This is a genomic window from Arthrobacter sp. SPT-J7 (assembly GCF_059089965.1).
In genome coordinates, this window is sequence record NZ_JBNHFF010000020.1 from 1 (window position 1) to 23,683 (window position 23,683).

At 65.4% G+C, this 23,683-nt stretch carries 27 protein-coding genes; 13 read left to right on the plus strand and 14 right to left on the minus strand.

Annotation, left to right across the window (positions count from 1 at the left end; translation table 11 throughout):
• The 3 genes from AC5RWX_RS18485 to AC5RWX_RS18495 all read left to right on the plus strand — a co-directional run.
• Nucleotides 1–1,026 (plus strand): MATE family efflux transporter (locus AC5RWX_RS18485; RefSeq protein WP_494097786.1); only part of this gene is annotated, 1,026 nt, incomplete at its 5' end.
• Nucleotides 1,027–1,051: 25 nt separating this feature from the next.
• Nucleotides 1,052–1,642, plus strand: a complete 591-nt coding sequence (locus tag AC5RWX_RS18490; protein ID WP_494097787.1) for a hypothetical protein — start codon at nucleotides 1,052–1,054, stop codon at nucleotides 1,640–1,642.
• Nucleotides 1,643–1,746: 104 nt separating this feature from the next.
• The gene (locus AC5RWX_RS18495) at nucleotides 1,747–2,103 is read left to right on the plus strand and encodes a hypothetical protein (RefSeq protein WP_494097788.1); all 357 of its coding nucleotides are present in this window, start codon (nucleotides 1,747–1,749) and stop codon (nucleotides 2,101–2,103) included.
• Here AC5RWX_RS18495 and AC5RWX_RS18500 read toward each other — a convergent pair.
• Entirely contained in the window at nucleotides 2,100–2,654 is a 555-nt protein-coding gene (locus tag AC5RWX_RS18500) for a CGNR zinc finger domain-containing protein (RefSeq protein ID WP_494097789.1), read from the minus strand. The genes AC5RWX_RS18495 and AC5RWX_RS18500 overlap by 4 nt on opposite strands.
• A gap of 71 nt (nucleotides 2,655–2,725) precedes the next feature.
• Between AC5RWX_RS18500 and AC5RWX_RS18505 the strand changes: the two genes are divergently transcribed.
• Nucleotides 2,726–3,772 carry an EamA family transporter gene (locus AC5RWX_RS18505; RefSeq protein WP_494097790.1) on the plus strand — a complete coding sequence of 349 codons (1,047 nt, stop codon included), beginning with the start codon at nucleotides 2,726–2,728 and terminating at the stop codon, nucleotides 3,770–3,772.
• A 153-nt stretch (nucleotides 3,773–3,925) separates the two neighbouring features.
• Nucleotides 3,926–4,198, plus strand: coding sequence for a DUF2277 domain-containing protein (locus AC5RWX_RS18510; RefSeq protein WP_079598081.1), 273 nt, complete (start codon nucleotides 3,926–3,928; stop codon nucleotides 4,196–4,198).
• Here the strand turns inward: AC5RWX_RS18510 and AC5RWX_RS18515 are convergent.
• From AC5RWX_RS18515 to AC5RWX_RS18525, 3 genes are all read right to left on the minus strand, one after another.
• A complete protein-coding gene (locus AC5RWX_RS18515) occupies nucleotides 4,183–6,525 on the minus strand; it encodes a heavy metal translocating P-type ATPase (protein WP_494097791.1) in 2,343 nt (780 codons plus the stop codon). The genes AC5RWX_RS18510 and AC5RWX_RS18515 overlap by 16 nt on opposite strands.
• A 21-nt stretch (nucleotides 6,526–6,546) precedes the next feature.
• Nucleotides 6,547–6,786, minus strand: coding sequence for a heavy-metal-associated domain-containing protein (locus AC5RWX_RS18520; RefSeq protein ID WP_494097792.1), 240 nt, complete (start codon nucleotides 6,784–6,786; stop codon nucleotides 6,547–6,549).
• Between the two features lie 67 nt (nucleotides 6,787–6,853).
• Nucleotides 6,854–7,216 carry a metal-sensitive transcriptional regulator gene (locus AC5RWX_RS18525; RefSeq protein WP_494097793.1) on the minus strand — a complete coding sequence of 121 codons (363 nt, stop codon included), beginning with the start codon at nucleotides 7,214–7,216 and terminating at the stop codon, nucleotides 6,854–6,856.
• A 67-nt stretch (nucleotides 7,217–7,283) separates the two neighbouring features.
• On the opposite strand from AC5RWX_RS18525, the gene AC5RWX_RS18530 reads away from it, so the two are divergent.
• Nucleotides 7,284–7,499: a hypothetical protein gene (locus AC5RWX_RS18530; RefSeq protein WP_494097794.1), complete on the plus strand. Its 216-nt coding sequence runs from the start codon at nucleotides 7,284–7,286 to the stop codon at nucleotides 7,497–7,499.
• Nucleotide 7,500: 1 nt separating this feature from the next.
• Here AC5RWX_RS18530 and AC5RWX_RS18535 read toward each other — a convergent pair whose 3' ends face one another.
• The 3 genes from AC5RWX_RS18535 to AC5RWX_RS18545 all read right to left on the minus strand — a co-directional run bounded on the left by AC5RWX_RS18535 (nucleotide 7,501) and on the right by AC5RWX_RS18545 (nucleotide 9,608).
• Entirely contained in the window at nucleotides 7,501–8,016 is a 516-nt protein-coding gene (locus AC5RWX_RS18535) for a universal stress protein (protein ID WP_494097795.1), read from the minus strand.
• A 56-nt stretch (nucleotides 8,017–8,072) separates the two neighbouring features.
• The gene (locus AC5RWX_RS18540; protein WP_494097796.1) at nucleotides 8,073–8,816 is read right to left on the minus strand and encodes a class F sortase; all 744 of its coding nucleotides are present in this window, start codon (nucleotides 8,814–8,816) and stop codon (nucleotides 8,073–8,075) included.
• A 93-nt stretch (nucleotides 8,817–8,909) separates the two neighbouring features.
• On the minus strand, nucleotides 8,910–9,608 hold the full coding sequence (locus tag AC5RWX_RS18545) for a hypothetical protein (protein ID WP_494097797.1): 699 nt from the start codon (nucleotides 9,606–9,608) through the stop codon (nucleotides 8,910–8,912).
• Nucleotides 9,609–9,892: 284 nt separating this feature from the next.
• Between AC5RWX_RS18545 and AC5RWX_RS18550 the strand changes: the two genes are divergently transcribed.
• The 3 genes from AC5RWX_RS18550 to AC5RWX_RS18560 all read left to right on the plus strand — a co-directional run bounded on the left by AC5RWX_RS18550 (nucleotide 9,893) and on the right by AC5RWX_RS18560 (nucleotide 11,624).
• A complete protein-coding gene (locus AC5RWX_RS18550; protein WP_494097798.1) occupies nucleotides 9,893–10,093 on the plus strand; it encodes a hypothetical protein in 201 nt (66 codons plus the stop codon).
• A gap of 63 nt (nucleotides 10,094–10,156) precedes the next feature.
• Nucleotides 10,157–11,263, plus strand: a complete 1,107-nt coding sequence (locus tag AC5RWX_RS18555) for a WD40/YVTN/BNR-like repeat-containing protein (protein ID WP_494097799.1) — start codon at nucleotides 10,157–10,159, stop codon at nucleotides 11,261–11,263.
• Between the two features lie 43 nt (nucleotides 11,264–11,306).
• Nucleotides 11,307–11,624, plus strand: coding sequence for a MoaD/ThiS family protein (locus AC5RWX_RS18560; protein WP_494097818.1), 318 nt, complete (start codon nucleotides 11,307–11,309; stop codon nucleotides 11,622–11,624).
• A 111-nt stretch (nucleotides 11,625–11,735) separates the two neighbouring features.
• Here AC5RWX_RS18560 and AC5RWX_RS18565 read toward each other — a convergent pair whose 3' ends face one another.
• Nucleotides 11,736–11,972: a hypothetical protein gene (locus AC5RWX_RS18565; RefSeq protein ID WP_494097800.1), complete on the minus strand. Its 237-nt coding sequence runs from the start codon at nucleotides 11,970–11,972 to the stop codon at nucleotides 11,736–11,738.
• 165 nt (nucleotides 11,973–12,137) lie between these two features.
• On the opposite strand from AC5RWX_RS18565, the gene AC5RWX_RS18570 reads away from it, so the two are divergent.
• Both AC5RWX_RS18570 and AC5RWX_RS18575 read left to right on the plus strand, forming a co-directional pair.
• Complete coding sequence (locus tag AC5RWX_RS18570; RefSeq protein ID WP_494097801.1) at nucleotides 12,138–12,533, plus strand: hypothetical protein; 396 nt, start codon at nucleotides 12,138–12,140, stop codon at nucleotides 12,531–12,533.
• 293 nt (nucleotides 12,534–12,826) lie between these two features.
• Nucleotides 12,827–13,579 carry a hypothetical protein gene (locus tag AC5RWX_RS18575; RefSeq protein WP_494097802.1) on the plus strand — a complete coding sequence of 251 codons (753 nt, stop codon included), beginning with the start codon at nucleotides 12,827–12,829 and terminating at the stop codon, nucleotides 13,577–13,579.
• Nucleotides 13,580–13,729: 150 nt separating this feature from the next.
• Here the strand turns inward: AC5RWX_RS18575 and AC5RWX_RS18580 are convergent, their stop codons facing one another.
• Together AC5RWX_RS18580 and AC5RWX_RS18585 are read right to left on the minus strand one after the other, a co-directional pair.
• Nucleotides 13,730–15,424, minus strand: a complete 1,695-nt coding sequence (locus tag AC5RWX_RS18580) for an alpha-amylase family protein (protein WP_494097803.1) — start codon at nucleotides 15,422–15,424, stop codon at nucleotides 13,730–13,732.
• A complete protein-coding gene (locus tag AC5RWX_RS18585) occupies nucleotides 15,421–16,461 on the minus strand; it encodes a TIGR03885 family FMN-dependent LLM class oxidoreductase (protein WP_494097804.1) in 1,041 nt (346 codons plus the stop codon). Before AC5RWX_RS18585 ends, AC5RWX_RS18580 begins: the two co-directional genes overlap by 4 nt.
• A 171-nt stretch (nucleotides 16,462–16,632) precedes the next feature.
• On the opposite strand from AC5RWX_RS18585, the gene AC5RWX_RS18590 reads away from it, so the two are divergent.
• Together AC5RWX_RS18590 and AC5RWX_RS18595 are read left to right on the plus strand one after the other, a co-directional pair.
• Nucleotides 16,633–17,556 carry an AEC family transporter gene (locus AC5RWX_RS18590; RefSeq protein WP_494097805.1) on the plus strand — a complete coding sequence of 308 codons (924 nt, stop codon included), beginning with the start codon at nucleotides 16,633–16,635 and terminating at the stop codon, nucleotides 17,554–17,556.
• Nucleotides 17,557–17,619: 63 nt separating this feature from the next.
• On the plus strand, nucleotides 17,620–18,696 hold the full coding sequence (locus AC5RWX_RS18595) for an ATP-dependent DNA ligase (RefSeq protein ID WP_494097806.1): 1,077 nt from the start codon (nucleotides 17,620–17,622) through the stop codon (nucleotides 18,694–18,696).
• A 5-nt stretch (nucleotides 18,697–18,701) separates the two neighbouring features.
• Here the strand turns inward: AC5RWX_RS18595 and AC5RWX_RS18600 are convergent, their stop codons facing one another.
• From AC5RWX_RS18600 to AC5RWX_RS18615, 4 genes are read right to left on the minus strand one after another with little or no spacing between them, the layout of a single operon-like run.
• Entirely contained in the window at nucleotides 18,702–20,321 is a 1,620-nt protein-coding gene (locus AC5RWX_RS18600; protein WP_494097807.1) for an ATP-binding cassette domain-containing protein, read from the minus strand.
• Nucleotides 20,318–21,148 carry an ABC transporter permease gene (locus tag AC5RWX_RS18605; protein WP_494097808.1) on the minus strand — a complete coding sequence of 277 codons (831 nt, stop codon included), beginning with the start codon at nucleotides 21,146–21,148 and terminating at the stop codon, nucleotides 20,318–20,320. Before AC5RWX_RS18605 ends, AC5RWX_RS18600 begins: the two co-directional genes overlap by 4 nt.
• Entirely contained in the window at nucleotides 21,141–22,082 is a 942-nt protein-coding gene (locus AC5RWX_RS18610; RefSeq protein ID WP_494097809.1) for an ABC transporter permease, read from the minus strand. Before AC5RWX_RS18610 ends, AC5RWX_RS18605 begins: the two co-directional genes overlap by 8 nt.
• Before the next feature lie 25 nt (nucleotides 22,083–22,107).
• Nucleotides 22,108–23,634, minus strand: a complete 1,527-nt coding sequence (locus AC5RWX_RS18615; RefSeq protein WP_494097819.1) for an ABC transporter substrate-binding protein — start codon at nucleotides 23,632–23,634, stop codon at nucleotides 22,108–22,110.
• Nucleotides 23,635–23,683: the final 49 nt, after the last annotated feature.

Genomic DNA, 23,683 nt, shown 5'->3' on the forward strand with positions numbered 1-23,683 from the left:
GTCCTTGCCGTGGCCGGCTTCCTGGCCGCAGACCCCTTGATTGGCCTGTTGGGGGCGGAAGGCCAGGTGCGCACTTTCGCCGTCGACTACCTTCGCTGGTCCATGCCGGGGCTGGTGGCCATGCTGCTCATCTTTGCCGGTACCGGGCTGCTCCGCGGCCTGCAGGACACCCGTACCCCGCTGGTGGTGGCCACCGCCGGGTTCGCACTGAATATCGTCCTGAACCTCTGGCTGGTCTACGGCCTGGGTTGGTCCGTCACCGGTTCCGCCGTGGGCACCAGCGCGGCCCAGTGGGCCATGGCGGCCGTCTACCTGGTGATGGTGAAGCGGAACGCCCAGCGCAACGGCGTCAGCCTCCTGCCAAGCTGGCGTGGCATTCGGAGCATGACGCGCGTTGGTTCCTGGCTGATGCTGCGGACCCTCAGCCTCCGAGTGGCCATCCTGGCGACGGTCGTGGTGGTGACCGCGCAGGGGCCGGCCAACCTCGCGGCCCATCAACTGGCCATGACCATCTTTTCCTTCCTGGCCTTCGCCCTGGATGCCCTCGCCATCGCCGCGCAGGCGTTGATCGGCAAGGAGCTCGGCGCTGCAAACCCTACAAAAGCACGGCTCCTGACCCGGACCATGACCCGCTGGGGACTTGGTTTCGGAACGGTTACCGGCACGCTCCTGGCGGTGGCCGCACCTTGGGCGGGCGCCGTCTTCACCTCCGATCCTGACGTGCACGGAGTCCTGGCCGTCGCCCTATGGATCCTTGCCGCGGGCCAGCCCCTAGCGGGTTATGTCTTTGTGCTGGACGGGGTGTTAATCGGCGCCGGTGACGCCAAGTACCTTGCGCTCGCAGGGGTGGTTAACCTGGCCGTGTACGCGCCACTGTTGGTTGCCGTAGCGCTGTCAGGGGCAGGGGGCGCGGCAGGTTTGGGCTGGCTCTGGACAGCCTTTGCCTTGGGCTACATGGCGGCGCGTGCCCTCACGCTCGGCGCCCGTGCGCGGTCAGACCACTGGATGGTGCTGGGTTCGCCGTAGCCCGGTGCCCCACTAAACTGGACCGGTGACCCAACCGAGAACACCCGCTGGTACTGCTTCCGGAACGGCTCCCACGGCTGACCTGTGGAAGCCGGTGCTGCTCCGTTCCGCAGCGGCGCTGGTTTTTGGGACCGTCACCATATTCTGGGCGGCGCCGTCCGTGGAGGTTATGGGCTGGTCCGGCGGGCTCTACCTGCTGGCAACCGGGCTGCTCCTGATGTGGGGTATTCCGGCAACAGGATTCCAGCGGGACAGCAGGACGGGCAAAACGCTTTCCGCTGCCGGCTCCGTGCTTGCCGGCGCTGGATTTGCGCTGGTAGTGCTGCATGGGGACCTCCTGTTCGGTGTGATTGCCGCCCTCGGTCTGGGCGTGACGGGAGCCCTGGAGCTGTACTGTGGGCTGACATTCCGAGGCCGGCACGTGCTGGCCCGGGACTGGATTGCCTCGGGAATCATTGGCCTCGGCACGGCAATCATCCTGCCCTTCTTTATCAGCCTCGGGGCGCATGCGCTGCTGGGCGTTGCCGGCGGCGGGGCCATAATCTCCGGCGTACTCTGGGCCCTTGCCGGGCTGACCATCCGGCACGATGCCCGCACTGAAGCGGGAAACCCGTAAACTAGGAGTTGTCCGGTTCTACTTCTCGTAGAAGATAGCCGGGCGTACTACCGAAAGACATTAACCCAGGCCGGCCGGTGCGCCGCCTGCAGGGAGGAATCACCGTGGCAGACCAGCGACCAGGAAATCCGCGCAAGATGCGGACCTCGGTGAAGGGCCCGTTGATGTTCTCCGCATTCTGGGCCGTGATCGCCTTCGTCGCCGTCGTAATTTTCGCCTCCGGCGGCAGCGCGCGAGCCCCCCGCTTCGATCTGGCCTTCACCGCTGCCGGCATTGCCTTCATTGTCACCCTGGTAATTGCCGCGATGCTCTCCATGAGCCACAAGGACAACGCCGATTACCTGGGCAAGGGGTCGGGCGTGAACCTCAGCTCAGCTCCAAAAAAACCCCACGGCTTCGGGGCCGCTGGCCCGCAGGACCCGGCTTCCCCTGACGAGTCCGGCACCCAGGGCCTGCGCTAGGCATCCAACTCGTTGCCGCTGCGGCGTGCCCGGTACGCCGCAACATGCGCGCGGTTGGCGCAGTTGCCGGTATCGCAGTACCGCTTCGACCGGTTCCTGCTGAGGTCCAGGACCGCAGCATCGCAATCCTCCGACTCGCAGATCCGCATCCTGTCCATCTCCTTGCTTCGGATCACATCGGCCAGGGCCATGGCCGCTTCCGTGCTCATGCGGTCCACCAGCGGGGCTTCGGAAGTGGTGGCATGAAGGTGCCAGTCCCAGTTATCGTGCTTCACCAGTTGCGGCAGGGCCCTGGCTTCCCTCAGCAAGCGGTTGACTGTCTCCACCGCAGAGTCTTCGTCCGCGGTCCACAGCGCGGCGAGCTGCTGGCGTAGTCGGCGTACGCTCGCCAGTTCGTCGTTTTCCCGGGTGCGCGATCCGCTGATTCCTTCCGCTGCCAGGAAGCGGTCCAGGTCCTCCGCGGAGGCCAGGCCCTCGCTTCCGTTGGCGGCCGAATTGACCAGATTCACCACGCTGCGCAGAGCCAGCTCAGTGTCAGGAGCAAAAACCATCTTGACTCCTTACAGCGCCGTCCCGTACTGTCATGACCATAACCCCACTTTACTCCTGACAGGAGGCAGCGATGTCTGCCGCAAGCGATCGCACCCACGGCCTGAGGGTGCTGGCAGACAAACGCAGTTTCCTCGCCTCCGGCATCGGCATTGCACTGTTTTCGTCTGCCGTTTTTGGCCTTTCCGGATCCTTTGCCAAAGCCTTGCTGGAAACAGGATGGTCCCCTGGAGCTGCGGTCACTGCCCGGCTCACCGGCGCTGCCCTGATCCTCGCCATTCCTGCGGTTCCCGCCCTGCGCGGCCGCTGGCACCAGCTCCGGGATAACTGGATCACCATCCTGCTGTTCGGCCTGATCGGCGTTGCAGCCTGCCAGTTGTTCTACTTCAACGCCGTTGCCCGGCTTTCCGTGGGCGTGGCACTCCTGCTCGAGTACCTCGCTCCGGTGATCATTGTGCTGTGGCTCTGGGCGGCCAGCCGGAAGCGGCCACGGCTGCTGACCTTCGGGGGAACGTTGCTTTCCCTCGCCGGCCTGGTCCTGGTCCTGGATCTCACGGGCGCGGTGAAAATCGACCTCGTGGGGGTCCTCTGGGGCATGGCCGCGGCAGTGTGCCTTGCCATCTACTTCTTCATCACAGCCAAGGAGAACGACTCACTTCCGCCCATCGTCCTGGCTTCCAGCGGACTCCTGGTGGGGGCCGCCGTCATGTGGCTCGCGGCGGCCACCGGCCTGCTGCCCATGGCCTTCAGCACGGCCGACACCAAGCTCGGCCCGTGGGTGGCTCCGTGGTGGGTTTCGCTGGTCGGGCTGGTGGTCCTGGCCACAGTGCTGGCGTACGTTTCCGGCATTATGGCCGCCCGGGCCCTGGGCTCGAAGGTGGCGTCTTTCGTGTCGCTCACCGAGGTCCTCTTTGCCGTGGTGTGGGCGTGGCTGCTGCTGGGCGAACTCCCGGGCGCCATCCAGCTCCTGGGCGGCGCGCTGATCGTAGGCGGCGTCATCCTGGTCCGGCTCGACGAACTGCGGAGCCCTGCCTCACCTGCTGCCCCGGTGGGTGGGGCGGAAACACCCAAGGTGGTGTCCCCGCTGGAACACGCGAACGACGTCGAACCCGTCCCTTAGCCCGCGCCGGTCGCCCGGGTGCCTAAACCTACCCCGGGCCTCGAAACAGTGTCGATGGGCACCCCTGCCCATGCCGGGCTCCCCATGGACGCGGGCAAGCAAACCCTTGCTGGAGGGGTCGATCCCAGGCGCCCCAGAGCCTAGCATGGCTGTATGTGCCGGAATATCCGAACCCTCCACAACTTCGAACCGCACGCCACCTCGGAGGAAGTGCACGCCGCAGCTTTGCAATATGTGCGCAAAGTCAGCGGAAGCACCAAGCCGTCCAAGGCCAACCAGGAAGCCTTTGAGGAGGCCGTCCACGAGATTGCCCACATCACCCAGCATCTCCTGGATTCGCTGGTGTCGCAGGCCCCGCCCAAGGACCGGGAGACGGAGGCTGCCAAGGCCAAGGCTCGTGCCGCAGTGCGCTACGGAGCCGCCTGAGGCTTCGCCTTCGGGCCCGAATCCTTCGCCTTTTTTCCAAAGCTCCGCAGCCGCAGCGAGTTCGCAACCACCAAGACCGAGCTCGCCGCCATCGCGGCGCCGGCAATTATCGGGTTGAGCAGCCCCAAGGCCGCAACCGGTATGCCCACGGCGTTGTAGAAGAACGCCCAGAACAGGTTGGTTTTGATGGTGGCCAGCGTCCTGCGGGACAGTTCGATGGCCTGCACCACCTGCGAGAGGTCATTGCCCATGACGGTGAGATCGGCAGCCTCGATGGCAACGTCGGTGCCGGATCCCATGGCAATGCCGAGGTCAGCCTGGGCAAGAGCAGCAGCATCGTTAACGCCGTCCCCGGCCATGGCCACCGTGGCCCCGCTGGCCTGCAGCCTCCGCACCACCTCCACCTTGCCCTCGGGCAGGACCCCTGCATAAACGTCTGAGGGATTGATGCCGACGGCGGCAGCCACCTGGGCAGCCACGGCAGCGTTGTCGCCGGTCAACAGAAGGGGCCGCAGGCCCAGGGCCTTCATCCGTCCTACCGCGGACGCAGAACCGTCCTTGATGGTGTCCGTGAGGTTGATGATGCCGGCAGTGGCACCGTCCACGGCAAGCCAGATGGCGGTGGAGCCCGCGGCTTCCGCTGCTGCCAGCACCTCCAGCTGCTCCTGCGTTATGGCGATGCCGTTTTCCTGCAGCCAGCCGGTGCGCCCGGCAGTTACCAGCCGGCCCTCGACTGTTCCGGCGACACCGCCGCCCGGAGCGGAACGGAAGTTCCGCACCGACGGCAACTGCGCGCCGTCGGGAGCTGCTTGGGTGGTTGCCTCCGCTTCCTGGGCAACTGCCGCGGCAGCAATGGCGCGGGCGATGGGGTGCTCTGAAGCCGCTTCCACGGCGCCGGCCAGCCGCAGCACCTCGCGCTCCCCGAACCCGTCGAAAGCAAAGGTGGACTCCACTGCCAGCACCCCGGTGGTGACGGTGCCGGTCTTGTCCAGAAGAATGGTGTCCACAGTACGTGTATCCTCCAGCACCTGCGGGCCCTTGATCAGGATGCCCAGCTGAGCGCCCCTGCCGGTCCCCGTGAGCAGGCCGACGGGAGTGGCGAGACCCAGCGCGCACGGGCAGGCGATCACCAGGACCGCGACGGCCGCAGTAAAACCCGAACGCAGGCCTCCGTCGTCCGCTCCTGCAACGAGCAGCCAGAGCACGAAGGTGAGGGCGGCGATTGCCAGGACCACCGGAACAAATACTGCGCTGATCCGGTCCGCGAGGCGGGCAATCGGGGCCTTGCCCGTCTGCGCCTGGGACACAAGCCGCGCCATTTGGGCGAGCGTGGTCTCCGAACCCACCCGGGTGGCCCTGACCAGCAGGCGGCCGGAGGTGTTGATGGTTGCGCCGGTGACGCGGCTGCCAGGGCCTACCTCCACCGGTACTGATTCGCCCGTGACCAGTGAGGCGTCCACGGCTGACGTCCCTTCGGTCACCACGCCGTCGGTGGCGATCTTCTCGCCCGGCCGGACTACCAGGACGTCGCCTGCTTGGAGCCGTTCGGCAGGGACCCGCTGCTCAGTGCCATCGCGCAGAATGGTGGCGTCCTTTGCGCCGAGGCTGAGGAGGGCGTGCAGGGCGTCGCCGGCCTTTTGCTTGGCGTTGGCCTCCAGGTACCGGCCAAGAAGCAGGAACGTGGTGACCACTGCTGCGACCTCAAAGTAAAGGCCGCCCTGCTCCATTGCCTCCATGCCCGGGTGCTGGGTCATCAGGGGATCCGAGAACAACTGCCAGGCTGAGAAAAGGTACGCCGCGGCAACGCCAATTGATACCAGTGTGTCCATGGTGGAGGCGAAGTGGCGGGCGTTGATGGCAGCTGCCCGGTGAAACGGCCACGCCGACCAAGTGACTACCGGCAGGGCAAGAATGGCCGCCACCCAACCCCACTGCGGGAACTGGAAAGCTGGGACCATGGAAATCAGGAACACCGGTACCGTAAGGACGGCGGCGAGGATCAGGCGCGGGCGAAGCATTCTTCCGGTGCCACGGTCACCAACCGCGGTGCCACCGGCGACGGGTTCCGTTTCCATCACCGGAGCGGCTTGCCGGATTTTCGCTTTGTAGCCTGCCGCCTCCACGGTGTCCACCAGCTGCTCGTCCGTTACGTCAGCCGGAACGGTCACGTGGGCGGATTCCAGGGGCAGGTTGACCAGGGCCTGTACGCCGTCAAGCTTGCCGAGCTTTTTTTCCACCCGGTTGACGCAGGAGGCGCAGGTCATGCCCTCGATATCGAGTTCCACCACCCGGGTTTCGGGCTGCTGGAGAAGTTCCTGGTTGCTCATGCGGCTCCCCAAGTTGATGGATCAGGCTTCGTTGGCAACGACCAGGTAACCGGCCTCCGCTACGGCTTCGCCGATTTCCGAAGGTGACAGTTCTTTGGTCGAGGTGATGGTGACGGTGGAAATGCCACCGGCGTTGAGCTCGACGTCCACTGCCTCTACGCCCGCGAGGGCCTCGAGTTCTTCGCTGACTGCCGAGACGCAGTGCCCGCAGGTCATTCCCGAAACGCTGACGGTGGTCGTGGTGGGAGAAATGGTGCTCATGTGCTGCTCCTTGCTATTGGGAAGGCTTCGATGGTGGCGCTTGGCGGCATCCGGGGGAGGTGGGCTGCTAGCGGAGGAGCCGGCCGATGGCGTCGGCTGCTTCCTTGACCTTCGCGTCGATGGCTTCTGCGCGCAGTTCGGGGTTCGGTTCAGAGGCTGCGCCCACCACGCAGTGGCCGATGTGCTCTTCGACAAGTCCCAGACTGACGGCGTGCAACGCCTTGGTGACGGCGGATACCTGGGTGAGGATGTCGATGCAGTACTTGTCCTCATCCACCATCCGCGCGATTCCACGCACCTGGCCTTCGATGCGCTTGAGTCGGCGGAGGTAGGCATCCTTGTTCCCGGTGTAACCATGTTCCGCTGCCACCTGGCCCTGTGTCGCTTGGTCCGCGGTGGTTTCCGTCAATGCTTCATCGGTTGTGCTCATGCTTCGACGATATACCCCTTGGGGGTATCGGCGCAAGTACCCCTAGGGGGTATGAATTCAGGTGCCGATGACGATCCTCGGACAACAAAAAAGCTCCGGAGTGCGTTATTGGGGGATACGCACTCCGGAGCAGCTTTTGGGCAAGGCTAACTTCCACGTCTGTGGAACCGGCCTGCTTGAATCAGCTTACTGGCTGGTAGTCCACTACGCCAGCACCCGGAATAACTACTTTCGCTTTACTTTCTTTGCCTCTATTTTGGTGCCTTCGCGTGAACTTTTTTAGGTCACGGCCGGTCTTCGTGGGCAGGCATCCGGTACGGGACGATGAGTACCGGCCTGCTCTGGTGGTGGGTGAGCCAGGCGCCTACCGATCCACTGAGTGCTTCCGCGAGGCGGTGGGAGAATCCTCGCTCAGAGGTGCCCACGATGATCATCGGCGCGTCGGTTTCGGCGGCGAGTTGGGCGAGGGCACGGGCAGGATCGCCTGTGAGGGTTTGAAGAGTCCATTCGGCAGCCGCGGTGCCGGGCGGCACTTGGGCCACCGCAGCTTCGATGGCGGCTTTGAGCTCCATCGTCACGCCGCCGATGTTCTCCGCATCATCGTCCGGGTGGAGCGAGAGCCGGTGGGCGGACCGTGCCGGATCCCATTCCACCAGGTAGCTGGCCTCGTCAACGTAGGCACAAAGCAAGCGGGTACCCAGTTTCGCAGCGAGGTCGGCGGCAGTTTGCAGGACCTCCGGATGCTGCTTGGGGGCTACGCCCACCAGGAGGGGAGAAGTACCGCGCATGTGTTCTGACATAGTTTATTTTCAGCCTCGGTGAACCCTCTTGAACAGCGGCATTACGCCAGGGATGGTCAGGGGGTGGCAGGCGAAGCCGTAACCACCACGTTTTTGCCCCAGGGATCTTGGGTGTAGCAACTGATCAGGACCAGCCGGTTGGGCACGATGTCCCAGATGGGGCTGTCCTTCAGGCTGTCCTTCAGGTACGTCGTCATGCTGTCCACTTCGTAGGTGATGGTGCCGGTAGAGGTGTCCACTTCAAAGCGGTCGCCCACGGTGACTGCTGAGCTCAGGTGGTTGAATGGCGCCTCCTCGCCTTCCCAGCTGTGGCCGATGACGTACGTGGTGTTGGTGGAGGCGTGCCCGGGGGTGCCGAATTGGGCCAGCCAGTAACCGTCCTTGGTGACCGGCGGCACAATCGTTTGACTTGCTTGCGCGGCACCGTCCAGTTCCAGGGCATGCACGGGCACATCGAGGGCAGCAGACGCATACCGGATCCGCACCGGTTGCGCCGCTGCCGGAAGGGCACGAGCCGGGATCTGGTGGGCAGGGGAATCCGCCGGGGCTGACTTTTCTCCTTCCGGTGTCCCCATTACGGCTGTCGGTGCAGGTTCGGCGGAATTGATGGGGAAAGGGGTTGATTCGACCGCCCTTCCGCTTCCACCGGCGGTGAGTTGCGCCTGATGGAACAAGGGGGCCCCGAACGTGATGGATAAAAAGGCAAGGACGCCGCACAGGAGAATGGCCAGGTCACCCCTGTTCCAGCGCCTCCACCTGCGCCCCTTTGGGGCCGCGTGCCGGCTTCGCTTCTTTGACATGCTGCTCCTCACCACTGGCAACTGGGTAGGAAGGAAGGCGCCCCGCCGGGCACTGGCGGGACGCCTTCCTGTCAGGTAGCCGCGTGTTGCGGCTCAGCCAGCCAGGGGCAGCGTGCGGGACTTGCGCCGAAACGCTACTGCGGCCCCCGCTGCAAACAGTGCCCCCAAGCCCGTCAACCAGGAAGCTGAGCTGCACGAGCCGCCGACCGCAGTCTGGGCGTTGTAGCCCTGGTTGGTTCCCAGCCTGGTGTTGGCAGGGGCTCCGGTAGCGGGGGCCACTGCTGCCGGCTGGGGGGCGCGCACATGCGGTTGGACGGCCACCAGCTGGTCCGGCACGACGACGGTCGGCTGGACCGCCGGAGGTCCGGCGGGTGGGATTTCGCGTGGCGGGTTCTCGGCGGGTGGGTTGATGACCGGCGGGTTCTCGGCGGGTGGGTTGATGACCGGCGGGTTCTCGGCGGGTGGGTTGATGACCGGCGGGTTCTCGGCGGGTTTATCCACGACCGGGGGGACGACGCACCCGTTGGCGTAGATGGCCTTCCCCGCAGCGTCCCAGTTCTGGCCGTACTTCAACTCGTCGTTTGGCGGGATGATGTCCGCGGGGTGGTTGTCATGGCCGTTCAGCCCCGGGAGGGCAATCATGTTCATGGTGAAGTGCCCGGAATTGGAGCCCGAACCGGCGTGGCAGACGGCAATCTTGTCGTCGTCGGATCCGCCGTCAGCTACGGCCGGAGCCACGACGGCAAACGCCGCCAGGCCCAGCACCCCCAACGTCGTGATGGCTCGTTTCATGATGATTCTCCCCAGCTTTCGATGTGAAACGGACCATGGCGAGGAGGACCAGCGAATGCGCCGAATGCCCCAGCAGCACGGTCAGCTTGCTTGAGTTTTCAGGCTAGGGTGGGCCCCTGTTGCCAGTCGCGAGTAGGGGGTACTCGTCTTTCGCTTGCTCCCGGCGGCCAGGTTACTTGCCGGTACGCGAAACAACGGACGCACCACTTGGTGCCGCCGCAATACCTTGAAGCCCGCGGTGCCCGCGCCTACGGTTGAACCAAGCGACGAAAGGGAGTGGAGGCATGGAGATTTTCATGTGGTGGCTGGACCTGGACCTTGCGAGCAAGGAATGGCTGCGGGAGAACCTTCGGGCTGAGGAGCTTCCGCTTCCCGTGCTGCAAGGCATCGCGGAGGCAGGTGGACCGCATTCGGACAACCCGGCGGCCGTCCTGACGGTGGCGGACTGGGACTTCATCGAAACCCAGTCGGAGTTCGTGGACTAGCAGCCGCCGGGGCTGCCCCTGCAACCAAGAAAACCGTTGCGGGGCGCCCGGGGCGGTGGTTGCATGGTGGGCATGACAACCGAAGAGAGCTTTGTCCTGGCCATCGGGACCAAAAAGGGCCTGTGGCTCGGCGCCAGCCAGGACCGGCGCCAATGGTCCCTGACTGGCCCGCATTTCCTGATGAGCGAGATTCCCAGCATTGGGATTGACACCCGGAACGGCCGCACACGGATCATGGTCGGGGTGCGGAACGAGCATTGGGGGCCAACTGTGGCGCACTCGGATGACCTCGGCGCGACGTGGTCCGAGCCCGAGCAGGGCGCCATCAGGTTCCCGGAAGACACCGGCGCCGCACTGGAGCGGATCTGGCAGATCTATCCGGACGCCGAGTCCCGTCCGGGCGTAGTTTGGGCAGGAGCGGAGCCCATCTCGGTCTGGAAGTCCACGGACGGCGGCGAACACTTCGAACTTAACCGCGGCCTGTGGGACCACCCCCACCGCAGCGAATGGGGCGCGGGCTACGGCGGCGCCGCTGCCCACTCCATCGTGGTCCACCCGTCCCGCGAAACCGTCCACGTGGCGATGAGCACCGGCGGCGTCTACCGCTCGCTCGACGGCGGCATCTCCTGGGAGGCGCGGAACCGGGGCATTTCGGCCTACTTCATGCCCGACCCGAACCCTGAATTCGGCCAGTGCGTGCACAAGATAGCCGCGGACGCCGCCGTCGACGGCCGGCTCTATGCGCAAAACCACCACGGCGTCTACCGCACGGATAACAACGCTGAAACCTGGAACTCCATCGCAGAGGGGCTGCCTGCCGACTTCGGATTCGTGATGCTGACCCATCCCCGCCGGGAAGGTACTGCCTGGGTTGTACCGCTCAAGGCCGACGGCGAACGCATCCCGCCCAACGGCAAGCTGGCAGTCCACCGGACGGACGACGCCGGCGGCACTTGGAAGAGGCTCAGCAACGGGCTGCCAACCGGTGAGTACAACAGCGTCTTGCGGGATGCCGCCTCTGTGGATACAGCGGAGCCTGCGGGCGTCTACTTCGGCACCCGCGGGGGCACCGTTTACGCCAGTGCGGACGAGGGGGAGACGTTTACCGAGGTGGCAGCCCACCTGCCGGATGTGCTGTGCGTGCGGGCGGCAGTGGTGGCCGGTGGCTGACAGCACGTTGCGGGGCAGCGTGTCAGGCCAGGGCGCGACGCCGATGGATGGTGGCAGCGGGCGAGCCATTGCTGCGCCCGGTATCACCGTTGTTCTTCCAAGCATCCTTCAGCCCTTGGCCGGCGGGCAGTCCCTACTGACTGCGCCCGCCGACGGGCCCGTGACGGTTGCGGAACTGCTCGATGCCGTTACCGCCGGCTTCGCTGTGCTGGCCCGGCGGCTGCGTGACGAGACGGGAGCGTTGCGGCGCTTCGTGAATGTCTATGTGGATGGCAACGAAGTGCGACGGCTGCAGGGCTTGGACACCGAAGTGGCACCCGGCCAGGAAGTGCTGGTCATCCAGTCAGTGGCCGGCGGCTGATACGCGGCTAGTCCGGGCCTCGTACTTCGCGGGCGGCGGGCAGTCCTTACTGACTACACCCGCCCTCGCGGAGCGATATGTCGTGGAAGGCACCGCTGCCAGGAGCGTGCGTTAGGCAATCCGCCACACGCTGCATTCGTCCGTATTGATGGCTTTCCGCTGGCCGGTGATCCGGTCCAGAATCCACACCACGCCGATGCCGGGAGCGGTCTCCTGGACACTGCCGCGGCGGACCACTACGTCATCGTAGGAAGGGCCCACCGAGAGCCGGGCTTCAATTTCATCGCCGCGGTGGAGCTGGTCCAGGGCGCGGACTCTGGTTACATTGGCTGCTGCTTCCTTCAACATGGCGGGGCCTCCTGGCTGGAGCTGGTGCCGGCTCTTGCTTGCACTACCAAGTGTGGATGGCCAATGTTGCGCCCGGGTTTCCTCGCGGTTAGCCGCCGGTTAGTTCTTGAAGCCGGAAGTGTTTCCCACCGGCGGTCCGCGACGACCGGGACCTAAGGTGGTGCCATGGAGATCGTTGAAGGGATCCGAGCGGCCTTGCTGGGGGCGGCGGCGATAGCGCCGCTGGCAACGTTCGGCGTGGTCCTGGTGGCCTACCTGACATACCGGCAGCGGTCGCGGGCAGACAGGAGGGACCAATGGTGGAAGCGGGCGCAATGGGCCATTGACTCCGCACTGAACGACGCCGACCCGCAGCGCCGCCTTGCCGGCTTGAAGGTGTTGGTCCAGCTCATCGGCAGCGACCTTGCCACCGCTGAGGACGCAGAGCTGATGAGCGCCCTGGCGGTGGGCATACGCGACGAGGAGCAGGACGGCCGCCGGACGGTGACGGTGTCCCCTCCTGTGAAAGAACGGATCCTGGCTGAATCCGAACGCCTGTTGCGGGCGGCTTCCGCCCGCTGACGGCGTCCAAACTGTCGTCCGAACTCGTGGAAGGCAACCTGGACTTTGAGGCCCGTATCTCTCAGGTTGTTACGAAGGAATCCCTTGGCTCCCGACTGGCCATCACAGTGGAACGGGGAAGCTCTTGCAACTACCCGATTGACGGCGGCATGGGGAAACACCGGTATTAGGGGCACCCCTAATTACATTGATCATGCCAATCGTCTTCCGCGTCTCCTTACGCGGCGCTTTAATTGTGGGGCGGTCCTGCGTCGCGCCGCCGGAAGTCAAAATTCCAAAAGCTGGTGATCATAATGAAAAAGTTGAGCGTTACCCGCTCTGAGGATCAGGAAACAAGTGAGGATCATAAGAGGCCGCTCCGCCTTGCTGCCGTGCTGCTGATCGTGGGTTTCGTTGGGTACGTAACGATGACCCTTCTTCATCCGGGCGGGCCAGCCAACAACCATCGGGTTATTTTCGCCGAATACGCAGCAAGCGCCAGCTGGAATATTGTTCATCTCGGGCAGCTCGTTGGCGTGGCACTATTTGTTGCAGGACTCCTTGTACTCTACTTCGCTCTGGATATCCGAGAGGCAGGCGCCATCTGGGCTGCACGGCTGGGTGCCGTTTTCGCCGCTTTAGCCCTCGGTCTTTATGGAGTTCTTCAGGCCGTCGATGGTGTCGCACTAAAGCATGCAGTTGATGCATGGGTCAGCGCATCTGAGACCGAAGCTGAGGCTCGCTTCGTCAATGCTGAGGCGGTCCGTTGGATCGAGTGGGGTACCAGGAGTTATCACACCCTAATGCTTGGTTTCGCTTTGGTGTTGCTTGGCATTGCAGTTGCGCTCACGGCAAGGCTGCCAAAAGTAGTCGGGTACCTCATGGCGCTCTCTGGCCTCACCTACATCGTCCAGAGCTGGGTGCTCGGCGTCGAGGGCTTCTCCGATACCAACACCTTCGCAATTTTGGTTGGATATGTCCTGATCCTGGCTTGGACTGTCTGGATTGCCGTTGCCGCATGGCGGCCAAAGGAACGATCAGACCGGCGGCTGCCGACTACATCCTGACCAGCAAGGCGGCCGCAACAGCAATCGGAAGCAAGGCTGGCAACGGCTGCTCGCGTCGAACCAATGCAACAAGTCCGAAACCCACGACCGCCTCGTGTGGCATGAGGTCTCTGTTGCCGGCGGCCGCGCAGGCGCCCCTTGTCCTGGCACTCAAGGCGCTAGCCGGTCCCCCTTTCCGTGCACCCGGAACCAGCGGTAACCGTAACGGCCCAGTTCAACCGTGAAGCCGCCGTCGGACTCCAAAGCCACATTGTCGCCGTTGAACAGGTCCAGCAGGATTGCGCCCTTGAACCCCTGCCTCGGCCCGTCCTGCGGGCCAACCATGCCGGCGACCTTCACCGGTTCCTCGCCGAGGTTGTGCAGGAGAACCAGGGTGCCGCCGTCCGAGCTTGAGGTGTGCGCGAAGACCGCCGGCTCCGGCTGGTCGATGATGCTGAACGCGCCCCATCCCAGCTCCGGGGATTCCCGGTAACGGCTGATCAGGGTCGCCATGAAGTTGAACAGCGAGTTGGGGTCGCGCTTGGCGGCTGCGGCGTTCACCTTTTCCGGGCCGTACTCCCCGCGGACCAGCGGCACGACGAGGTCCGCTGTGTTGGCGGTGGAGAATCCCCCGTTTTTCGCATCGCTCCACTGCATGGGGGTGCGTACCGCGGCGCGGCTCTTCTGCCGGAGGTCTTCTCCCATGCCGATTTCCTCGCCGTAGAACAGCACCGGGGTGCCCGGGAGGGAGAACATGAGCGAGTACACCATCCGAAGGCGTTCCGGATCGCCGCCCAGCATCGGAGGAAGCCGGCGGCGCAGGCCCCGCCCGTAGATCTGCATGTCCTTGTCCGGCCCGAAGGCGGCAAACACCTCCCCGCGCTCGCCGTCGCTGGGCTTGTCCAGGGTGAGCTCGTCATGGTTGCGCACGAACATGGCCCATTGGTTGTCCGGATGGAGCGGCGGGCGGCTCTTCAGCGTCTCCGCCAGCGGCCGTGCATCCTGCCGGGCCAGGGACAGATAGAGGTGCTGCATGGTCATGAAGTCGAACTGCATGTTCAGCTCGTTGCCGTCTGGGCCGCCGAAGTACTCGAGCTGTTCCCTATATGGCAGGTTTACCTCACCCAGCAGCACCGCGCTGCCGTTCCGGCGGCTGACGAAACTCCGGAGCGCAGTGAGGTAGCCGTGCGGATCGAGGTTGGCGGCCTCGTCCTTGGGCTGGCCGCGGGTCTCCAGGAAGAAGGGCACCGCGTCCAGCCGGAAGCCGTCCAGCCCCAGTTCCAGCCATAGGCCCATGGCCTTGGCGATCTCATTCCGCACTCCGGGGTTGGTCACGTTCAGGTCCGGCTGGTGCTTGGCGAACATGTGCAGATACCACTCCCCGGTGGCGTCATCCTGGGTCCACAGCGAGGTTTCCTCGCCGGGAAACACCACCTGTGAGGACGTGTCCGGGGGAGTGTCGCTCCGCCACACGTAGAAGTCCCGGTACGGGTTGTCCGTGGATTTCCGGGCCTCAACGAACCACGGGTGCTGGTCTGAGGTGTGGTTGACCACGAAGTCCGCGATGACCCGCATGCCCCGGTCCCTTGCCGCCCGAATAAACTCCACCAGGTCACCCATGGTGCCCAGCCGGGGGTCCACCGTGAAGAAATCCGTCACGTCGTACCCATCGTCCCGGTCGGGCGAAGGGTAGAACGGCATGAGCCAGATGCAGGTCACACCCAGGGCGGCCAGGTAGTCCACGCGCTGGGTGAGGCCGGCGAAGTCGCCCGTTCCGTCGCCGTCGTCGTCAAAGAACGTCTCGACGTCCAGGCAATAGACCACGGCGTTTTTCCACCAGAGGTCGGAGGTTTCGGCGATTCTCATGCCGGGGTGCCCGACGCCGCTTCGGCAGCGGAGGTGACAAGCTGCGGCTCAGCGGGGGTACCGGCCGTGGTGCCGCCGTGAGTACGCAGCTGCGGGAGGACGTCTGCGGCGAACGCGTCGATGAAGGGTGCCTGCTCCTGCCCCACGAAGTGCAGGTAGAGCTCGTCGAAGCCCAGCTCCGCGTACCCGGCGAGCCAGTCCACGTGCTGCTCCAGGCTTGCTGAAATGTTGACTGTTGTACGGACCTGGTCATCTGTCACGTGTTCGCCCACCAAGTCGAAATGTCCGGCCGTGGGGAGGTCCCAGGGGATGGGCGGGCCGTAGGTGTTGGTCCGCCACTGGTCGAGGGCAACGGCAACTGCTTCATCCTCGTTTCCGGCCCAGGACAAATGCACCTGCAGCACCGCCTTGCCCCGCCCGCCGTTGTCCCGGTACGCAGCCAGCATCTCCCTTAGCTTGTCCGTAGGCTGGTTCACCGTGACCAGGCCGTCCGCCCAGGACGCCGCCCGGCGGGCAGTGTCCACGCTGACTGCAGGAGCAATAAGGGGCGGTGGATTGTCCGGGACGTCCCAGATCCGTGCCTGCTCCACGGTGACCAGGCCGCGGTGGGTGACCTCCTCGCCGCGGTGCAGCCGCCGGATCACCTCAACGCATTCTTCCAGCCGGCGCTGGCCGATGTCCTTGGCCGGCCACCCGTCACCTGTAATGTGCTCGTTCATGTTCTCGCCGCTGCCGGGAGCGAACCAGAAGCGGCCCGGGAACATGCTGGCAAGGGTGGCCGAGGCGTGGGCGATGATGGCGGGGTGGTACCGCTGGCCCGGCGCCGTCACCACGCCAAAGCGGAGATTGGTGGTTGCCAGCGCGGCGCCCAGCCAGGACCAGGCGAACCCGGAATGGCCCTGGCGTACGGACCACGGCTCAATGTGGTCCGAGCACATGGCCGCGTCGAAACCGGCACGTTCCGCGTGCTGGACGTCTTTGAGCAGCTGGCCGGGACTGATCTGTTCGTGGGAGGCGTGGAAGCCGACAGTAACCATCGTTAACCTCTACCGTCCGGCGTGGTGCTGTGTCGAGGTTTTTCTGGCCTGCATCACCGGGCAGTTTTGGCATGCCGGGTGCAAGCCGCTTGTCAGATAAGTTTGTAACTTGTAGTACTGCGCTTCCCGGAGCTCCTGCGCAGGCGGCGGAACTGGAAGGAAGTACCACTCGTGGGCGGTGTGCTGATCGGGCTGGCGGTGATCGGCGTCGTGATTGCAGTGGGGTACCTAGCCGCACGGTGCGGGCTGGGCGGTGAGCCAACGGTTTCGGCGCTGACCCGTACAGCCTTCTTCATCACCAACCCCGTCCTGCTCTTCACAGTGGTCCTGGAATCGGACCTCACCGTGGTCTTTTCCGCGTACGTCCCACTGGCGCTGATAACGGCGGTCGCCACAGCCCTGTTGTATGTCTTGGCCAGCCGGCTGTGGTTCCGGCGGCCACTCGCCGAGACCACTATCGGTGCGATGGCCAGTTCCTACGTCAACGCCAACAACATCGGCATTCCCATCACGCTGTACGCCCTGGGTGATGCAACTCCCGTAGCCCCTGTCCTGCTGGTCCAGCTGCTTCTGTTCGCCCCGCTGGTCCTTACCGTGCTTGATCTCTCCGAGGCCGGCCGGTTTTCGCCCCGCCTGCTGCTCACGCAGCCGTTCCGGAACCCCATGATCATCGCCTCCCTCCTGGGCGTGGTGCTGGCCGCGTTGGGCGTGGAACTTCCTGGTCCGGTGATGGCGCCGTTAACACTCCTGGGGGGCGCGGCGGTCCCGGTGGTGCTGCTGGCCTTCGGCATGTCGCTGCATGGCACCCGCATGCTGCAAAGCGGCGGGCACACAGCGGAGATCCTTACGGCCACCGCGCTGAAGTCCGCGGTGATGCCGGCGCTGGCGTTCGTCGTCGGACGCTTCCTGTTCAACTTGGACCAGCACATGCTCCTTGGCGTGGTGCTGATGGCGGCGCTTCCCTCAGCGCAGAACGTGTTCCTGTTTGCGGGCAAATACGGGCGCGGAGTGGCGGTGGCCCGCGAAACGATTCTCCTCTCGACGGCGGCAGCAGCCCCGGCGCTGATCCTGGTCGTCTGGCTGCTGGCCGGATAAGCCCGGACTTCCCTGAGGGCTGTGGGGTTCCGCGGGCGGCTGCCTCCGGGCAAGAATGGGCACATGGAACTTCCCGTGATGCCGCCCGTCCCGCCCATGCTTGCCAAAGCCGTCAGCGGCATTCCGGAAGGGGACCTCAGTTATGAACCAAAGTGGGATGGCTTCCGGTCAATTGTCTTCCGGGACGGCGATGATGTGGAGATCGGCAGCCGCAACGAAAAGCCGATGACCCGCTACTTCCCGGAGCTCGTGGCGGCGCTGAAGGAAAACCTGCCGGCGCGCTGCGTGATTGACGGGGAAATTATCCTGGTGGGCGCCTCGGGGGACCGGCTGGATTTCGATGCCCTGCAGCAGCGCATCCATCCCGCCGCGAGCCGGGTTAAACTGCTCGCTTCCCAGACACCTGCCTCGTTTGTGGCGTTCGACCTGCTGGCCCTTGATGACGACGACTATAGGGACCGGCCCTTCACCGAGCGGCGGGCGGCACTTGAGAAGGCGCTCGCGGCGAGTAAAGCCCCTGTCCACCTCACAGCCGCCACCACGGTCAAGGACACGGCCGAACAGTGGTTCCGGCAGTTCGAGGGGGCAGGATTGGACGGCATCGTGGCCAAGCCGCTGGAAGGCCGGTACCAGCCGGACAAGCGGGTGATGTTCAAGACCAAGCACGAGCGCACCGCCGACTGCGTGGTGGCAGGCTACCGGCTGCACAAGAGCGGACCGGACGCCATCGGCTCCCTGCTGCTCGGCTTGTACAAGGACGACGGCGGCCTGGCCAGCGTCGGGGTAATCGGTGCCTTCCCGATGAAGCGCCGGCAGGAGCTGTACGAACAGCTTCAGCCGCTGGTCACGGACTTTGACGGCCATCCGTGGGCATGGGGCAAGCAGGAGGAAGGGGAGAGGACCCCGCGCAACGCCGAAGGCAGCCGCTGGAGCGCCGGCAAGGACCTCTCTTTCGTACCGCTGCGCCCGCAGCTGGTGGTGGAGGTCCGGTACGACCATATGGAAGGCGACAGGTTCCGCCACACGGCGCAGTTCAACCGCTGGCGGCCGGACCGGGACCCGGAATCATGCACGTATGCCCAGCTTGAGGAGCCCGTCAACTTCGACTTGGCATCAGTGCTGGAGACCGGCCGGCCCTAGCGCACCTAGGGCTTCGCCACGTCCAGTACGCTCCACAAGCCGTCCGCGCGGCACGGGATCGAGGCTTCAACCAGCGCTTGGCTGTGCGGGTGCCTGGGCGCCGCGAAGAAGTCCTTGGTTTCCGCCACCTCGACGACGCGCCCCTCCAACAGGACGGCAACCCGGTCGCACATGTACCGGACTACATCCATGTCGTGCGAGATGACGATCAGGGACAGGTTCCGTTCACGCTGCAGCCGCAGCAGGAGGTTCAGGATGGTGCGTTGCGTGAGGGCGTCGAGTGCCGAGGTGGCTTCGTCGCAGATCAGGACCTGCGGTTCCAGCAGCAGGGCCCGCGCGATCGTGGCGCGCTGCAGCTGCCCGCCAGAGCACTCGCCCGGCCGCTTGTCGAGCAATGCCGCATCCAGCTCCACCTCGGCCAACACGGCGGCAATGCGCTCGTCCCGCTGTTCCGGTGAAAGGCCGGGATGTGGGCGAAGTGGAGCCTGCAGGCTGGCGCGGAGCGTCATCCGCGGGTCAAAGGCGCCGTGCGGTTCCTGGAAGACGAGCTGCACGGCGGTAGCTGCACGCGGTCCCGCACTGTCCAGCTGCCGGGTGATCGTGCCTGTGCTCGCCGCCTCCAGGCCCACAATGGCCTTGGCCAGAGTGCTCTTGCCGGATCCCGACTGGCCCAGCACACCCAGGATCTCCCCCCGTTTAAGGGTCAGGGAAACGTCCTGCAGTGCGGCGTGGCCCAGCTTCCGCCGCGATCCGAAGTGCTTGCCTACGCCGTCCAGCACCAGGATGTCGCGCTCCCTGGAGGGCGGACGACGGCGGGACTCCGGCGCCAGGCGCGCGGCCGCCAGCAGCTCGCGGGTGTAGGCGGTCTTGGGCCGGGTGAGGAGTTCACCAACGGGACCTGCCTCCACAATGCTGCCCGAGTTCATCACGAGCACCCGGTCTGCGTAGGCGGCAACAGACGCGATGTTGTGCGTGATGTAGAGGATGCCCAAGCCTCGTTCCCGGCGTTCCCTGTCCAGGAGTTGCAGGATCTGGCGCTCCAGCACCTTGTCCAGCGCCGACGTCGGCTCGTCCGCCAGCAGCATCCCGGGCTGCCCGGCCAGGGCCAGGGCCGTCATGGCCCGCTGCGCCATACCGCCGGAAAGCTGGTGCGGGTAGGCGCGGATTCCTTTGGCAGGATCGGCGAAGCCAACCTCCTCGAGCAACTGCAGCGCCTTGCTGCGCGCCTTGGAACCACGAAGGCCGGCATGCAGGCCCAGCGGTTCCTTGAGGTGCTGCTCAATGGTCCGGTTGGGGTTGAACATACGCTTGGGCTGCTGGAACAGCATCCCGAGCCGGCCGCCGCGCACCGAGTTGAGCTGGTGCTCGGAGGCGCGGGTCAGATTCAGGTCCCCAAGCCGGATGGAACCGGCGGTGATGCCCAGGCCGGGCGGCAGCAGCTGCAGGCAGGACATCGCGGTCAACGTCTTGCCGGAACCGGAACTGCCCACCAGGGCCACAAATTCGCCAGGCTCCACGGACAGGGAGACATCGGTCAGCAGGGGTCTGCCGCAAGTCCCGCCGTCGGGATTTTTGTGGCCAACCTGCAGGTCATCCAGGACCAGGCCCACGTTCACAGGGCTCATTTTTCCGCCATCTGCGGCATGAGCAGCGGCGCCGCGGCCATGTGGGCTGCCCGCTGGCCGATCAGGGTCACGCAAAGGGCCACCGTGAAAATGACCAGGCCAGGAGCGAGGATCCCCAGCGGGGCCCGGTCCGCAAAGGGCTGGGCCGCTGCCAGCATGGAGCCCCAGTCCGACTGCGGCGGCTGGACGCCCAGACCCAGGTAGGAGAGGGCGCCCACGCTGATGAGCAGGTGCCCGAACCGCAGCGTCGCCTGGCCCAGGATCGGGGCTGCGAGGTGCGGCAGGACATGCCTGAAGATAATGAACGACGGCGTGCAGCCCACCACGCGGGCAGCGTCAACGAAGCCCCGGGCCGAGACGTCGTAGGCCAGCGTGCGGGCGAGCCGGGCGAAGGGCGTCCAGCCGGTGACCACAAGCGCCAGCAGCAGCGGCCCGAAGCCCGTACCCAGTGCTGCCACGATGAACAGCGCCACCACCATCTCCGGCAATGCCAGCAGGACGTCATTGGTGCGGGTCAGGAATTCATCCACCCAGCCCCGGCGCCTGGCGCTGAGGATGCCGATGACCACCCCCAGAAGGCAGGTCAGCAGCGTGGCCAGTGCGGCTACGGACATGGAGAACCTGCCGCCTTCAAGGACCCGGCTCAGGGTGTCCCGGCCCAGGTTGTCCGTTCCCAGCCAATGCCTGGCCGAGGGCGGTGCCAGGCGTTCGGCCAGGTTCTGCTCGGCGGGCGGGTACGGCGTGATCCACGGGGCAAGCAGTACGGCCAGCACAATCAGGGCAAGCACGGCTGCGGCCAGCGTGGTGACGTTGAACCGTTTACGCAAGGGAAGCTGCTACCGTGCGGCTGAGGAACCGGTGCACGAAATCGGCCAGCGTGGTCACGCCGACGGCGAGGGCCACCACTACCACCACGCCGCCCTGCGCGAGCGGGATGTCACTGTTGACGACGGCGTCGAAGAGCAGCCTGCCCATGCCGGGCACGGCGAAAATGACTTCCACAATGACCGACCCGCCCAGCAGGCCTGCGAACCATACGGCGAACAGGGTGGAGAGCGGCACCAGGCCGTTCGGCACCACGTGCCGCAGTATCGCCTGGCCCTGGCTCAGTCCGCGTGCCCGGGCGGCCGGCACGTGTTCGGCGGCTGCGGCGTCGATGATGCCGGCCCGTACGGCCGAAGTGAAGAAGCTGATGGGACGCAGGGCCAGCGTCAGTGCGGGCAGGACGGCGGACGAGGGGTCGTTCCAGCCAGCCGTGGGCAGGACGGACAGTTTCAGGGCGAAGACCAGCACCAGCACGGGGGCAACCCAGTATTCCGGCATGGCGATGAGCGCCTGGGTGACGGCGGTGATGGCCTTGTCCGCGGTGCTCCCGGGCCGCAGTCCGGCAATGATCCCCAGGGGGAGCGATACGGCGGCGGCCAGGATCAGCGTCATGGTAACCAGGCTGAGCGTGACGGAGAGGGCTGGGAGCACCTGCTCCGCCACCGGCGTGCGGCTGACGAAGGAGAGGCCCATGTCCCCACTGAAGAAGTTCCCGAGCCAGCGGAAGTACTGGACCGCCAAGGGATCGTTGAGGCCAAGGCTTTCGCTGAGGTCCTGCACCGCTGATTCGTCGACGGCGTCCCCCGCCACCCGCGACCGGATGATTTTCCGCACCGGGTCACCTGGCGTGAAGTACGGGATCAGGAAGACCGCAAAAGAGGACACCACAACGGCGGCCACCAGGGTGGCCGTCCGTTTGGTGATGAACTGCAGCATTTGCGGCGGGTTTCGGGGAGTCGGACTAGGACGCGGCCTTGCCCGTCCTGGCCGTCAGGACGTAGCGGGACAGCGGGTCCTGGACGTAGGACAGGACGTTGGTGCGGATCGCGTCGGTGGCCTGTTCATTCACGAGCCACGCGTTGACTGCCTTGTCCTGGAGGATCTGGCCGGCCTCGGCGTACAGCTTGTAGCGCTCGTTGGTGTCAACGGTTTTGGCAGCTTCCGCGATGATCCGGTCGTACTCAGGGTCGCAGAAGTGGCTCAGGTTGTAGGTGCCCTCGCAGGTGTAGTCGGCGGTGAGGAACCCGATGGGATCGGCGATGTCGATCAGCCTGTTCCGCTGGCTCAGCAGCATGTCGTAGTTGCCGGCCAGGACGTCAGGTTCGGCGGAGGCGTATTCCTTGGACTGGATGGTGACGGGGATGCCGATGTTCTTCAGGTTCTCCTGGACGACGGCGGCAACGTCGGCGAATTCCGCACGCTCCACGATGGCGATGATTTCCAGGGGGCGGTCGGCGGTGTAGCCGGCACTGGCAAGCAGCTTCCGGGCTTCCTCAAGGTTTTGCTGCTGCTTGTCCTGCTTTTCGCCCGCCCAGGGCTCGGAGGGCGCGAAAGGTCCGGTGGCCGGGAGGGCGGCGCCTTCGTAGACGCTGGCAGCGAGGGCGTCGAGGTCGAGGGCCTCCCGGACGGCCTTGCGGACGTCGACGTTGTCCAGCGGCGCGCGGCCGTTGTTCATGTAAAGCGTGGCTGTGCGGGGGGAATCGGCACCCAGCACGGAGACGCCGTCGTCCGCCTTCAGCGCCGCGAGGCTCGCAACGGGGATGGAGAGCGAGATGTCAGCTTCGCCGGTCTGCACCTGCGCGGCGCGGGTGGCGCCATTGGTGATGAAGCGGATCTCGGCGCCCGCGAGCTGCACGTCGCCGCCCCAGTAGTTCTCGTTGCGGTCCAGGGTGAGGGACTGCTTTGCCTTTTCTGAGACGGGAGTAAAGGGACCGGTGCAGTGGCCGAACGGGTCCAGGCCCTCGGCCTTGTAGGCGGCGGGTGCCAGGATTCCGGTGTTGACGCTGGCCAGCCGGTATGGCACCAGCGGGTTCTCTGCCGGCGTGCTCACCCTGACGGTCTGGGCGTCCAGCGCGGTGACGCTGCTGATCATGGTCCGGTTAAACGCCCGGGCGGGGACTTTTGCATCCAGGACATGGTTGAGTGCGGACACCACGGACTCGGCGGTGAGATCGGTGCCGTCCTGGAACTTGACGCCCTGGCGGATGCTGAAGTCCCAGTCCAGGGGCGAGGTCTGCTTCCACTCGGTGGCCAGCGAAGGCAGCACCTTGCCTTCGGCCTGGTTGTAGGTTGTCAGCGTCTCGAGGCAGCCTGACAGGGACAGGATGTAGGCGGCGTCGGACTCGACCGCCCAGTTGGCGACGGGTGCCCGGAAGTTGTCCACCACGATCCGCTGGCTGGTATCAGCCGCAGCACCGGGCTGGGTGGACGGGGTCTGGGTGCCGCTGAAACCGCAGCCACTGAGGGCCAGGGCGGCCGCCGCAGCCATCAGGACGCGGGGACGAAGGAAGGTACGCACAAAAAACCGCCTTGCAGGG

Coding starts and splice junctions, on each gene's coding strand:
- AC5RWX_RS18550 (WP_494097798.1), top strand. CDS start 9,893: ATGGAGATTTTCATGTGGTGGCTGGACCTGGACCTTGCGAGCAAGGAA.
- AC5RWX_RS18525 (WP_494097793.1), bottom strand. CDS start 7,216: ATGAGCACAACCGATGAAGCATTGACGGAAACCACCGCGGACCAAGCG.
- AC5RWX_RS18600 (WP_494097807.1), bottom strand. CDS start 20,321: ATGAGCCCTGTGAACGTGGGCCTGGTCCTGGATGACCTGCAGGTTGGC.
- AC5RWX_RS18510 (WP_079598081.1), top strand. CDS start 3,926: ATGTGCCGGAATATCCGAACCCTCCACAACTTCGAACCGCACGCCACC.
- AC5RWX_RS18530 (WP_494097794.1), top strand. CDS start 7,284: ATGACGATCCTCGGACAACAAAAAAGCTCCGGAGTGCGTTATTGGGGG.
- AC5RWX_RS18515 (WP_494097791.1), bottom strand. CDS start 6,525: ATGAGCAACCAGGAACTTCTCCAGCAGCCCGAAACCCGGGTGGTGGAA.
- AC5RWX_RS18535 (WP_494097795.1), bottom strand. CDS start 8,016: ATGTCAGAACACATGCGCGGTACTTCTCCCCTCCTGGTGGGCGTAGCC.
- AC5RWX_RS18615 (WP_494097819.1), bottom strand. CDS start 23,634: ATGGCTGCGGCGGCCGCCCTGGCCCTCAGTGGCTGCGGTTTCAGCGGC.
- AC5RWX_RS18560 (WP_494097818.1), top strand. CDS start 11,307: ATGGATGGTGGCAGCGGGCGAGCCATTGCTGCGCCCGGTATCACCGTT.
- AC5RWX_RS18565 (WP_494097800.1), bottom strand. CDS start 11,972: ATGTTGAAGGAAGCAGCAGCCAATGTAACCAGAGTCCGCGCCCTGGAC.
- AC5RWX_RS18545 (WP_494097797.1), bottom strand. CDS start 9,608: ATGAAACGAGCCATCACGACGTTGGGGGTGCTGGGCCTGGCGGCGTTT.
- AC5RWX_RS18570 (WP_494097801.1), top strand. CDS start 12,138: ATGGAGATCGTTGAAGGGATCCGAGCGGCCTTGCTGGGGGCGGCGGCG.
- AC5RWX_RS18505 (WP_494097790.1), top strand. CDS start 2,726: ATGTCTGCCGCAAGCGATCGCACCCACGGCCTGAGGGTGCTGGCAGAC.
- AC5RWX_RS18595 (WP_494097806.1), top strand. CDS start 17,620: ATGGAACTTCCCGTGATGCCGCCCGTCCCGCCCATGCTTGCCAAAGCC.
- AC5RWX_RS18520 (WP_494097792.1), bottom strand. CDS start 6,786: ATGAGCACCATTTCTCCCACCACGACCACCGTCAGCGTTTCGGGAATG.
- AC5RWX_RS18580 (WP_494097803.1), bottom strand. CDS start 15,424: ATGAGAATCGCCGAAACCTCCGACCTCTGGTGGAAAAACGCCGTGGTC.
- AC5RWX_RS18575 (WP_494097802.1), top strand. CDS start 12,827: ATGAAAAAGTTGAGCGTTACCCGCTCTGAGGATCAGGAAACAAGTGAG.
- AC5RWX_RS18610 (WP_494097809.1), bottom strand. CDS start 22,082: ATGCTGCAGTTCATCACCAAACGGACGGCCACCCTGGTGGCCGCCGTT.
- AC5RWX_RS18585 (WP_494097804.1), bottom strand. CDS start 16,461: ATGGTTACTGTCGGCTTCCACGCCTCCCACGAACAGATCAGTCCCGGC.
- AC5RWX_RS18500 (WP_494097789.1), bottom strand. CDS start 2,654: ATGGTTTTTGCTCCTGACACTGAGCTGGCTCTGCGCAGCGTGGTGAAT.
- AC5RWX_RS18555 (WP_494097799.1), top strand. CDS start 10,157: ATGGTGGGCATGACAACCGAAGAGAGCTTTGTCCTGGCCATCGGGACC.
- AC5RWX_RS18540 (WP_494097796.1), bottom strand. CDS start 8,816: ATGTCAAAGAAGCGAAGCCGGCACGCGGCCCCAAAGGGGCGCAGGTGG.